General features: G+C 59.3%; 6 protein-coding genes. 1 reads left to right on the forward strand and 5 read right to left on the reverse strand.

What is annotated here, in order from left to right:
- Window positions 1–260 precede the first annotated feature (260 nt).
- From DQG19_RS15285 to DQG19_RS15305, 5 genes are all read right to left on the reverse strand, one after another.
- Window positions 261–1829 carry a M20/M25/M40 family metallo-hydrolase gene (locus DQG19_RS15285; RefSeq protein WP_116127154.1) on the reverse strand — a complete coding sequence of 523 codons (1569 nt, stop codon included), beginning with the start codon at window positions 1827–1829 and terminating at the stop codon, window positions 261–263.
- 354 nt (window positions 1830–2183) lie between these two features.
- Window positions 2184–2885 carry a DUF3823 domain-containing protein gene (locus DQG19_RS15290; protein WP_116127155.1) on the reverse strand — a complete coding sequence of 234 codons (702 nt, stop codon included), beginning with the start codon at window positions 2883–2885 and terminating at the stop codon, window positions 2184–2186.
- A 22-nt stretch (window positions 2886–2907) separates the two neighbouring features.
- Window positions 2908–4815, reverse strand: coding sequence for a RagB/SusD family nutrient uptake outer membrane protein (locus tag DQG19_RS15295; RefSeq protein WP_116127156.1), 1908 nt, complete (start codon window positions 4813–4815; stop codon window positions 2908–2910).
- Window positions 4816–4833: 18 nt separating this feature from the next.
- A complete protein-coding gene (locus DQG19_RS15300; RefSeq protein WP_116127157.1) occupies window positions 4834–8016 on the reverse strand; it encodes a SusC/RagA family TonB-linked outer membrane protein in 3183 nt (1060 codons plus the stop codon).
- Window positions 8017–8070: 54 nt separating this feature from the next.
- Window positions 8071–10521: a glutaminase family protein gene (locus DQG19_RS15305; RefSeq protein ID WP_116127158.1), complete on the reverse strand. Its 2451-nt coding sequence runs from the start codon at window positions 10519–10521 to the stop codon at window positions 8071–8073.
- A gap of 676 nt (window positions 10522–11197) precedes the next feature.
- Here DQG19_RS15305 and DQG19_RS15310 point away from each other — a divergent pair.
- Entirely contained in the window at window positions 11198–12013 is an 816-nt protein-coding gene (locus DQG19_RS15310) for an inositol oxygenase family protein (RefSeq protein ID WP_116127159.1), read from the forward strand.
- Window positions 12014–12023 lie beyond the last annotated feature (10 nt).

Raw genomic sequence — 12023 nt, forward strand, 5'->3', positions numbered from 1 at the left:
GGTGTTCCCGCGCTGCAAATGTCAGGGCCCAAATCATCCGGAATTATTTATTACAACCGGTTTAAACACTAACCTAATTCGTTTTAGGAATGAATTTTGGATAAGATTCGCGTTGTAACGACCAGTTACACTATGCACACACTAGGTGATCGCAGGACGTTACAGTCATATCAATCGGCTCCCATTTTTCCGATATAAGATCCGACCCGCCCTGGAAATCAATTGTTAACCAATCTATGCTCATCCAGCACGGTGCAGTTCTACCATTCCTCCAGGGGTTCGGTAAGTACCGCCAGGCATTCCATGATGCCTTCCCGAAAATTGCCCAGCCGGATATTTTCGTCCGGCGCGTGAATACTATTGTCGGGGTTTGGGATACGGAGCGATACGGCGGGCAGGCCCAGCAGATTTACAAACGGCCCCATGGGCTGCGAACCCCCGGTGGTCCGCATCCGAATGGGCTCCCTGCCGGTCCCGCGCTGTACCGCCGCGGTGAGCCAGCGATCGATCGGCGTACCCAGGTCCGTACGGAAGGGAACCGAGCCGATACGGTACTCCATGGCGATCAGCTTGGGATAGGTATGGCGTTCCGCTTCGGTGGGCGCCCCGTCGACGAAGTGGTATCCTTGCTGCTCTACGAATTCACGCAACAGGCGGACCTGCCGCTCCCCGGGCGTTTCCGGGACGAGCCGCAGGTCCAGTTCGATCACCACCTCTTCGGGGATCAGGGTGCGTACTTCCGGGCCCGTCCAGCCGGCCTGCAACCCACGGACGTTGAGGCTGGGATACTGCAGGGCCTCCTGGTACGTATCTCCCAGCTTCTCCTCGGCGGCAATGCCCACCATCTCGCGGATGTCCGCGGAGTGCTCGGGTACGTTGCGCATGTCCTGCCGGTCCGCGTCCGACAGAACGACGCCGTCGTAGAAGCCGGGAATGAGTACCCGGCCATCCGCGTCCTTCATTGCCGCCAGCAGCCGGGCGGCACCGAAGACCGGATTGGGCGCGAAGTTGCCGTACTGTCCGCTGTGCAGCGGATACGCCGGTCCAAAGACCCGGAGGGTCACCGTCGCGATCCCTCGGGCGCCAAACGTCAGGGTGGGCAGGTTACTCACGTGGCGGGTACCGTCCATGATCACCAGGAAGTCGGCCGCGAACAACGCACGGTTTGCCTCTACGGCACCGGGCAGGTCGGGGCTACCCAGCTCCTCCTGAAAATCCATGATCACCTTGACGTTGTAGGCGGGCGCGTCCCCCTCCTGCTGCAGCACGTCCAGCGCGGTAAGGAAGGCTACGGCCGGCCCCTTCGAATCGGAGGCGGATCGGGCAAACAGATAAAGGTCGGGATCGTAGGGCGCGGACGCGGGTGCGGTGACCGTTACGAAATTCCCGTCCTCTCCCTTCCGTTTGTATACCGCCGCGTAGGGGTCGGGCTGCTGCCAGGCGGCGGCATCGACGGGCTGACCGTCAATCTGCAGGTAGAACAGGACAGTAGGTAGTGCAGCGTCGACCTTCCGTTCGGCGAAGAGGAGGGGCATACCCGGGGTTTCCACTCGCGTTACCTCGAATCCCAGGCCGGCAAACCGATCGTGGCACCATTGCAGGTTGGCCTCCACCTGCGCGGCGTCCTTCCCGTCGTTGGGCACGGCCAGGAAAGCGGTGAGCTCTTCGAGGGCGGCGGGAAGGCTTCGATCGGCTGCGGCGACGATGGCTTCACGTGAATGCTGGGCCACGACGCCGGCCGGCCAGCCGACCGCCCCGACCAGCAACACGACTATCGCACACTTTGAGTAGATCGATACCATTCTACTGATCTGCGCCGTCGCCTTCATGGTTGCTTGTTGAGTAGGTATTCCTTCAAAAATACGTGTAGGATCGCTCCATCCGAAGACTAAAACCACCGCTACCTGCTACCCATGCGTGTATGGTGGAAAATCGGAAGCGAGTCGGATTACTGCTAGTGGCCGGTCGACTAGTCGACCGGCCACTAGCAGTACGGACCAGTTCGCGATAATTAACCTACACTTAACCTCCGTCCACCCAGCGTAGACCCGCCGCTCCCCTACTCCATAGTTCCTCCGCGGGAAAGCTTTTTGTCCAGGACATCAATCACCAAATAAAGATGCTCGGTAGTAAGGTCTACTACCGGGCATATCATCCTTATCCGCTGGACCGCGCACCCGTGGCTAGAAGTCCAGCCGCTCGGTCGCCGAAAAGATCAGGTCGTCCACTCCAACGAATTTTACGCCTATGCTGGCAAAAACATAATTCTGGGTCGGCCGTATTTCGGGGATACCTACGCTCAGGCTGATGTTATTCATATCGGTGATATCACCGCCTGCTATACCGGCCGTCGCAATGTTGGTCTGAGTATTGGCAAAGGCGGTCTTGCTCACGTACAGGGTAGCACTTTCGACCTCCCGCGCCGAGTTGCCCGTGGCAATTTGTTCGAGTCCGAACGTACTGCTGACCCTCCCCTCTCCGGCATTTAACTGCGCGTCGCGGATGCGCCAGTACGGGGTGACCTCAATGTCGAGGTTTTGATTTCCCCGTAGGTCGATCATAATGGTGTCGGGCTGGTCGGAAGCGTTGCGCAGAGCGACGAACGGGCCCTGCCCCGGAGGGATGACCATCTTGTATTCCCCGTTGAACAGTTGATGGGAAAACTCGCCCTCAGGAGTGAAGGTGCTGCCGATCGGGCCGGTCTTGCCGAACCCGTCCTGGTACAGCTGGTAGCTCACGCGGTTATACTCGAGGTAGATAGGCTCTCCCTCGTACAGGAGACGCCCCGTCAGGTTGGCGCTGGGTGCATCGAAGTTGTCCTTTTCACAAGCCAGCAGTAGAGTTCCCGCCAGCAGGATCGTCAAAAATCTAAATGTGGTTTTCATGACCAATTTGCTTTAGGGTTAGTTACTGTAGCGGCTGGCGTAGCAGCGCGGGGTTATTTGCCAGGATGTCGTTGTTTATATTGCTGTAGTAGTTACCCAGCTGCCAGGTATCGGCCGCGGTGACGCGACTCGGCAGCACTTCGGTGTAGTACCACTTCCCGTCGTTGGGTGATCCCGGGTCGTATACCTTATACGGCCACAGCCCCCAGGGCTGGGTGCTCCGCTTGGTGGCACTGCCGAGGTTGGATTTCAGCCCCTCCAGGTCCATGGCCGCTCCGTCGAATACCTCGTGGGCAATGCGGAACCGCTTCAGGTCCATGTAGTACTGTCCCTCTAGGGCAAACTCTACCCGGCGCTCGTGGACGATACGGTCGAAGGTGATCTCGTCGGGGGTGAGGGGGATAGTGAAGCCGGCCCGTTCGCGTACCCGGTTCATGTAGTCCGCGGCAGTGGCGGGATCGCCCAGCTCGAAAGCGGCCTCGGCGGCAATGAGCAGGATCTCGCCGAAGCGATACTGAATACGCGAAACGTCGCTCTGGTTACCCCGCTGTCCGGAGCCCGGCGTCGGGTCCAGGTACTTGCGGACGTAGAAGCCCGTTACCGCGTTCTGCACCGTGCCCTCCAGCGGTCCGTCAAAGCCCACCACTTGCTGCGGGACGTTGCTGCCGGGCAACTCGCGCAACTGCCCCCGTTCGTTGCCGGTCACGATCTCACCGTCGGCGAGGCGCACGCCCGCCCAGATGTCTACCGGACGGCCCTTGAAGGTGCTGCCGGGCAAAATTATCGTTCCGCCCAGGCGTGCGTCGCGGTTGGCGAAAATGTCTTCCTGTTCGTCGTAGTAAATCGGGTTGCCGGCATCATCCACCGTGGGAAACGGCGCGAAGGTATTGTCGAGCAGTTCGAACGACTGTGCCAGGTTCAGCGAGGGGTTCATGGCCCCGCCCTCTTCCTCCTCGGCACCGAAGCGCGGCTGGTTCGAAACCGTGTAGCCGTGGGTCTTGAACTTGAGGAGGTACTCCTCCTGGTAAATGACCTCGGGGTTGGCATTCTTGTCGTAGAACAGCGCCGCGAAGTTCTCCGAAAGATTATTCGGATCCTTCAGGTACAGGCTGTAGTCACCTACCTCTCCGTCGATGATGCGTTGTGCCGCCTCCAGCGCCGTGGTGTAGTAACCCTCGGCCCGGCTTTCCGGGATGCCGATCACCCCGTCGCCGAGGGTGACGGAGGGAGTGGTGGCTCCATACCTGGCCAGGGAGCCGGCGTAGACGGCCGCCTGCGCCTTCATCGCCAGGGCGGCCCCGGCGGTTGCCCGGGATTTTCCGGAAGAATTGACGGGCAGCAGGGTAGCCAGCTCCGTGGCTTCCTGAATGACGAAGTCGTAGATCTCGGCCTCCGTAGACCGCGGTACCTGCAGGTAGGTAGGGTCGCCGCTGAAGTCGTAGGTGAGGGGCTCCAGGATGATGGGCACCCCGCCGAACAGTTTGGCCAGCTCGTAGTAGTACGCGGCGCGGAGGTACCGGGCCTCGGCGGTGTAGGTCCGGATCAGGTTTTCCGGTATGGTAGCCTGGGGCATCCGCTGGATGAACAGGTTCATTTCCCGGATGTACCCGTAATCCCAAGTTCCCCAGTAGCCGTTGGTACCGTTCCAGCCCCAGCTATTGTTGTTGTGCCAGTTATTCGTAGCCCCGTCGTTGGCCGCTACGTACACCTCGTTGAAGTCGGCAAAGGTTCCCCAGTCGTTCAACCGGACGATAGAAAACTGACGTGAGTAGAGGTTGGATAGAATCGACTCCACCTGCGCGGCGTCGCCCAGTGCCTGCTCGGTCGTCAGGGTCTGTGCCGGACTGCGGGTCAGGAAATCACTGTCTTTCTCACAGGCCCAACCACCACAGAACAGCAGCGCCAACAGGAGGTAATTAATCTTATTCATGGATTGTTGCTTGATCGGTTAGAAAGTGAGGTTGACCCCGGCGCTGACAACGCGCGACTGCGGGTAGTCCAATCCGTTGGAGGTGCTGACTTCCGGATCAATGTTGTAGCGCTTCACGTTATGGAGCGAGAATAAATTGAAGCCGTTGAGGTATACCCGCGCCCGCTGGATGTTGACCCGCGAGGTCAGAGAGGACGGCAGGCTGTAACCGAGCTGGAAGGTCCGGGCCCGAAAGGCGGTCACGTTTACGAGCCAGAAGTCAGACCGTTTATTGACCGAGCTCAGCCCCCCCTGGTCGAAACGGTTGGGCGGGAAATAGCCCGGGATCCACTCGCTGTTCACGTCGTAGGGGTCCTCCCGGTGCCAGGCGTCGCGCAGGTGGGTGGCAATGTTGCCCCCGTTGGCCCGGAAGGCCCGCCGCAGCTCATCGTTGGCGGTGAACGAATACCCGGAGGCCAGGGAAAAGTCGAGGGCCAGGTCAAAGCCCTTCCAGTTGGCGGTAATGCTCAATCCACCGTTGAGCAGCGGCAGGCTGCTGCCGTAGCCGATGGGGCGCTCGTCGTACCCGTCGATCTTCCCGTCGCCGTTGACGTCCTTATAAATCAGGTCGCCCGGGAGCAGCGTATTGTTACCCTGCCCGTCTACGTTTACTTCGTAATTATTGATCTGCTCCTGACTTTCGAACTGACCGATGACCTGGTAGCCCCACGTGATCCCGTTGTACCGGCCTTCTCCGGAATAGCGGTATTCATCCCAGGAGTTGAAGAATACGGGATTGTAGGAAGAGAGGAACTGGCTGCGCGCAAAGGACAGGTTCGTGGATACCGAGAACGTCAGGGTATTGATGCTGCCGTTGTAGGCGATCAGTCCTTCGGCGCCGAATACGCGGTCGCTGGATACGTTCTCGTCGGGCAGCCCGTAGCCCAGCTCACTGGGCAGCAATACGTCGTACTTGCGGCCCCGCAGTCCGTCCCGCTTCCGGTTGAATACGTCGATCTGGCCGGTGATCCTCCCGCCGAACAGGCTGTAGTCCGCGCCGATGTTGAGGATCTCACTCGTGAACCAGGTAATGTTGGTAATGGGTTGCCCGTTGTCCTGCGTACCCACGATCGGATTGCCGTTGAGTACGGCGATCCCCCGGTTGTAGGAGTAGCCTTCCAGGTACAGGAACGGATCGATGACGTTGTCATCCCCAACGACGGCGTAGGAAGCACGCAGCTTCAGGTTGGTCAGCACCTTGGATTCCCCCAGCAGGTTCTGCAGGAAGGGTTCTTCGGTTATGCGCCACCCGATCGACCCCCCGGGGAAGTAGCCGATGCGGCGGTCCGGTGCGAAGCGCCACGACCCGTCGCGGCGGCCCGACACCTCGACGTAGTAGCGGTTGGCAAAGTTGTAGTTGAGCCGCGCGACGTAGCCGAGGCGGGCCACTTCGCTCTGGCCGTCCGAAAACTGATCGATATCGTTGAAGTAGATCAGCGGCAGCACGTTCGTCTGCGGTTGCGCCCGCGTAAACGTGTTTTTGAATTTCTGCTCGTACCGTTCGGAAAGGAACAGCGCACCGACCTCGTGCCGCCCGAATATTTTCGCGTAGTTCAGACCGATCTGGGTATTCAGTACCTGTACGTGGTTGACCTGCCGCTCCCGGTAGGGGTTGGTACTTCCCCCCGTTCTGCGGTATTCCTCTTCGGATTCTTCCGTCGCCGGGAAGTAGGTGTACGTATCGTAGGTGTATTCGTGTACGTCAAGCTGCCGTTCTTCCGCGTGGTAGGAGGCCAGTCCCTGCACCGACAGGCCCGACAGGAAAGGCACCTTGTAATTCAGGGTACCGTTGACCTGGCCGAACTTGCGGTTGTCGCGGAGGTAGCCCCCGTTTTCGAAGTTGTTGTACGCCCAGTTCGTTTCGTTGTGCCCGATATCGTTGATATACTCCGGGTTGTCGTTGGCATAGGGGCGCTGCCAGGGCTTGTTGCGCAGGATGGCGTAGCGGGGCAGCCAGTAATCGTCGTAGCCCGGGATGCCCGGGTTCTCCGTGGTTTCGGAATACCCGTTAATACCGACACCCACCTTTAGCCGGTCGGTAATGTTGACGTCGACGTTGCTGATGATATTGGTCCGGCCGTAGTCGAATTCGTCGCCGAGCACCGAGTTGCTGTAGTTCCGGTTGATGGCGGCGTAATAGTTGATCCGCTCGGATCCCCCCGAGGTATTCAGGTTGATCTGGGATATGGGAGAATTCTTTTTGAGGATAAAATTCGCCCAGTCGAAGCTCTGGAAACCCCGCTCGGTCCCCACGCGGTAACGCTCCAGGTCCTCCGGCGTAATGTTGGTGGTTCCGAAGCCGTTGACGTCCGCCTGTATCTTCTCCAGCGCCCAGATGTAGGAGCTGTTGGTGACCGTGGGGAAGTTGACCCAGTTCTGTACCCCGTAGTTGGCATCGAAGTTGACGGAAGCCCGCTCGCCGCGATTACCCCGCTTGGTCGTTACCAGCACCACACCGTTAGCGGCGCGAAAACCATAAATGGCGGCGGCCCCGTCCTTCAGGATGGAGATGCTCTCGATGTCGGCCGGCGCCAGGCGGTTGAACTGGAACCCGTCCTGCTGAATACCGTCGATTACGTACAGGGGCTCTCCCATATTACGGATCTGCACGTTGGCGGAGGAGTTTGGGCGCCCGTCCGCCTGCCGAAAGGAAACGCCGGGGATCTTGCCGGCCAGGCCGGTACTCGCGGAGGTTCCGGAGTTCTTCACCCGGCCGATCTCGTCGCTGCCAATGGTCGCGATGGCACCGGTGATGGACTCCCGTTTCTGGGTACCGTAGCCCGTCACGACGATCTCCTCCAGCGACTGCACGTCTTCGGCCAGTGCCAGGTCGATCACGCTCCGGTTATTCACGGGAACCACCTGCGGCGTGTAGCCTATGTAGGAAAACACCAGGGTGTCGTTTGTCCCGGCCCGGATGGCGTACCGGCCATCCATATCGGTTGCCGTTCCGCCGGAGGCTTCTCCCCTGACCAGGACGCTGACCCCTATCAGGGCCTCATTCCCCTGTAGATCGGTGATCTGACCGGTGACTTCGATCGTCCCCGGGGGTTGGGCGGCGGTTTGCTGCGCGGTCGCGACAATCGAGCCTCCCAGCACGAGCAACAGCGGGTAAATGAAGCGCGTGAGGTGCGCCTGGTACGAAAAGGTAAAATCCGACATAACTAGTGATTTAAAAGATACGTGATGGGTGCCGACACGAAATTCTAGGCTTGCTTACCTGGCGGATGCCCACTTATCGGCCATTAACTTGATGAAGTAGCCCCCCACCACGCTACGGGCCTTGAAGCCGCGCTGGTCTCCGCTGCTGGTCCAGTGCCAGTCGCTCATGGGTACCCGGTCCTTGGTCTCCAGGGCGAACTTGTAGACGGGGTCGGCAAACTCCCTGAAGTCTTCCTGTGAATCGGTCAGCGTGGCCGTCCAGAGGATCCAGTCCGACTTGCTATAGTCGGAGCGGTTGTCCAGCGGCAGTCCGTAGGCATTATTCTTCGTCGCGTAGTAGGCCAGCTCGGTATCGTAGACCTGTTGTGGAAACAGGTCCAGGCCGATGAGCTTGTCCCATACAAGGTTGTACTTCTGGCTCCAGGTATCCGGGTTGTCAAAGGCCAGCACGTAATGGTCGCCCGCGTCGGCCAGTTCCATCCACTGCCGGGCCATGGTCCGCGCCCGTTCGGTGTAGGTACGGGCCACGTCATCCTTCCCGAGCTGGGCGGCCAGGTAGCCGTAGCCCCCTACCCCCACGATCGCCTTCACCGACAGGTTGGCGTTGCGGGCCAGGTGCCCCGAGAAGTCGTCGGTCGATAGCTGGTTGGCCGGGTCAAGCCCCTCCTCAGCGAGGTAGTCTGCCCACTGCGTCAGGCTTTCCCAGTGTTTGGCCGCGTAGTCGGCGTTCCCTTCCGCCTTCGCGATCGCCGCGGTGAGGACTACCATATTGCCGGCCTCCTCGATGGGCATATCCTCGCCGTAGGTCTGCCCCGTGGCGATCGGGTAGGTGCCCAGGTCGTGGGCGGGGAAGGGTTTTTTCCACTTGCCGCTTTCGCTGTAGTAAAAGATGCCGTTGAGCATCCCCTTCAGAAGATCGGGGTTGTAGGCCAGGAAGAGGGGAGCGGAAGGATACGTGACGTCCACCGTATTGATGGAGCCGTTGCTGTTGTTTTCCTTGGAAAGGAAGAGCAGTTCTCCGGCAGGGCTTTCCACCAGTTTGTGGGCGGCGATCGACTGCCGGTAGCCGATCTCCAGCAGTTCGGCGTAGGCGGCGCCCCCGGCTGCCTCTCCGTCCTGCCGAAGTTGCGCGTCAAAGGCCTCGCACCTTTCTACTACCGTAGCGTAATCCCGGTACGCCTGCTCCAGTTCCCCCGGCAGCGAGTTGTTGCCGTCCTTATTCCACCACGGCCGCAGCTGCTCCCCGAAAAAGTTGATGGAATAACGATCGTCGTATCCCAGGAGAATGAGGTATTCCTTTTCCTTCCGCACCCGTTCTTCCGGGAAGACCGTGGTCAGCATCAGCTGTTTGCCCGTCCGCTCGGAAGCACCGCGCTTCCCGACTATGAAGTTACCCACGACTTGTTCGCCGGATACCACCCGCTGTTTGGCCCCGGCCGCTTTGGGCGTAGCCACGTACAGGTAGCCCCAATCGATGCCCAGTATGTCGCCTTTCTTCTCCAGTACCGGCTGCTCCCGCGTACCGACTTTCAGGTAGCCCAACTCCCCGGCCGCACCCGCTTCCGCCACCATTTCCTGCCCGGCGTCGTGCGTCGCGATCTGCGACGAAGCTCCGAACCAAACCTGCACCCGGTGGTCCCGGTCGTCGTTGGCGGACGCCTTTACGGAAAGGTAGGATACGGGCCGGGAGAGCAGGTCCAGGTCGTCCAGCAACAGCGGGGACGTGAACGTGAGGGTTAGGTCTACCCCGCCACAGGTAAGGTCGTAGCTGGTTTGGGTAGCGGTAAGGTTCAAGGCGGTCTGCCGGGCCGGTTCGGGCGCGGCCGCAGGTTTGACGAGGTCCACGATACCGGCGTTCAGCCACTGGCCTCCCCGATTGTTCCTGACGTGGACCGCCAGTACGTTACCCCGCTTTTGTAGCGTTTTCAGGGCCTCCTCGGGAATGCGGAAGTACTTGAATTTGTCGGGATCGGTCCAGCACTCCTCGCATTCGTACAAGAGCTGCCCGTTTAGATAGGCCTTTACGTCATCGTCGTGGGAGAGTTTGAGATAGGGCTCCTCGAGGGCCCGCGCGGGCAGGTCAAAGGTTTTCCGAAACCATATATCGTCCGTAGTCCAGGTAGTCTTTGCTCTCCCCGCGTCACCGAAGGGGGCCGTAGCCGTCCGCCAACTGCCGTCGTCGAAGTCCGCAGCCTGCCAACCGTCGCCGGGGTTCGTCTCGCTGAACCGGCCGGTTTCCGAACTGGGAACTACATCACGGTAGGTGACGGCCTCCTTTCCCAGAAACCGGTAGGGAATTCCGTCTACCTTGATTAGCCCCAGCAGTCCGTGCGGCGCACCGGTCCAGTGAGCGGTGGACGACGCGGTAATATCATCGTCCATTGCCCAGATACTGAAGTACGGATCGTGTACGACCAACGGATAGGCAGGAGCCTGCCGGCGGTTCTGGGCCGCGCTATCCAGCAGTGTACAGGTGGCCAGGATCAGGAGTAAAAAGTATCTCATACAAATACCGAAGTTTATTGAGTAGAAGATTAAAAGATCCGCCCCAAGCATACCGCGCATGGTCCCGATATCTTATACGGGGTCAGCGGGCGGGCGATCGGGTCGCATCCAGGGTGCCGCCCCGTCGGTTGGGGATATAAAGCACAGGCCCGGCGAGTGGGATTCGCACGGTAAGTGGTTAAAGTGGGGTATAGCGAAGGCCGGGCAGCCGGGGTGGGCTACCTAGGAGAGGAGGGTAAAACCATACTGAGGATTGGTTTTAGGCTGATCGATTAGTTACGAAACATAGTGTCTTTCTGAAGTCAATACCAATATATACGTTTGCAACTAGCCTACCAAACCACCGTTAGTTTTTACCATTACGAATTTTAAGATATGATCGGCGGTAACTAAATGCATTTAGTTAAATTCTTTGCCAAACCCTTGTTCTGTCTGGATTTTGACCCCATTCCGGCGATTGACAAACCGGTAACAATCAGGAAAAAAATTTCTCAACTTTTTTAACGGACCTCCCCCTCCTCACCTGTCGTGTATTAAAAGCACACCCCGCGCGGGTAGTGGGAGGGGGGGTAAACGGGTATGGAATTCGGATTATCTCGGGATGGTCCTATCGCTTTTGCTTATCTTCCACGTGGCAACGTATATCCCGAACACCCCCGTCATTATCCCCCATACCATGGCCGATGCTAGCGTATTCAGAAATTACGACGCCCCCGACGTATCGGTGGCCGTGAAGGAGCATTACCGGAAAATGCGCCAAAACCAGACCGTTGCTTACGTGCGCCGCATGCAGGCGAACTACCTCACCTTCGACAAGCCCCTGGACCTCTGGGAGGCGATGCGCCACCTCAATCGCCTGATCGACGTCAGCGACCCCGATCTGGACCTGCCCAACGTGCAGCACCTCATCCAGAGCGCCGAAGCCATCCGCGCCGACGGCCGCCCCGACTGGATGCAGCTTACCGGACTGATCCACGACCTCGGCAAGGTTATGTTCCTGTGGGGAAGCGATGCGGACGGGACCAGCCAGGCCGAACAGTGGGGCATGGTGGGCGACGTCTTCGTGGTCGGTTGCGCCCTGCCCGCTTCTTGCGTGTACCCCGAATTCAACAAGCTGAATCCCGACATGCAGGACGACCGCTACAATACTCCCCTCGGTATCTACGAAATGAGTTGCGGGATAGACAACGTAGACCTGGCCTGGGGCCACGATGAGTACCTCTACCAGGTACTCCGGAATCATAAGACCAACACCCTACCGGAGGCGGCCATGATCATGATCCGCTACCACTCGTTCTACCCCTGGCATTCGGGCGGGGCCTACCGGGAATTGCAAAACGACCGGGATACCGAATACCTCGAGATCATCCGGGACTTTAACCGCTATGACCTCTACACCAAGAGCCAGCGGGTCTATGACCTGGAAGAGGTGCTAGATTACTACCGGCCCATCGCGGAAAAGTACCTGGGTACGGGACCGATCTACTGGTAACCGGTGCTGC

Source organism: Lewinella sp. IMCC34183 (genome assembly GCF_003390915.1).
GTDB lineage: Bacteria > Bacteroidota > Bacteroidia > Chitinophagales > Saprospiraceae > Neolewinella.

What these genes read in the sequence shown, in the direction of transcription:
- DQG19_RS15285 (WP_116127154.1), bottom strand. Translation starts at nt 1,829, where the DNA reads ATGAAGGCGACGGCGCAGATCAGTAGAATGGTATCGATCTACTCAAAG.
- DQG19_RS15290 (WP_116127155.1), bottom strand. Translation starts at nt 2,885, where the DNA reads ATGAAAACCACATTTAGATTTTTGACGATCCTGCTGGCGGGAACTCTA.
- DQG19_RS15295 (WP_116127156.1), bottom strand. Translation starts at nt 4,815, where the DNA reads ATGAATAAGATTAATTACCTCCTGTTGGCGCTGCTGTTCTGTGGTGGT.
- DQG19_RS15300 (WP_116127157.1), bottom strand. Translation starts at nt 8,016, where the DNA reads ATGTCGGATTTTACCTTTTCGTACCAGGCGCACCTCACGCGCTTCATT.
- DQG19_RS15305 (WP_116127158.1), bottom strand. Translation starts at nt 10,521, where the DNA reads ATGAGATACTTTTTACTCCTGATCCTGGCCACCTGTACACTGCTGGAT.
- DQG19_RS15310 (WP_116127159.1), top strand. Translation starts at nt 11,198, where the DNA reads ATGGCCGATGCTAGCGTATTCAGAAATTACGACGCCCCCGACGTATCG.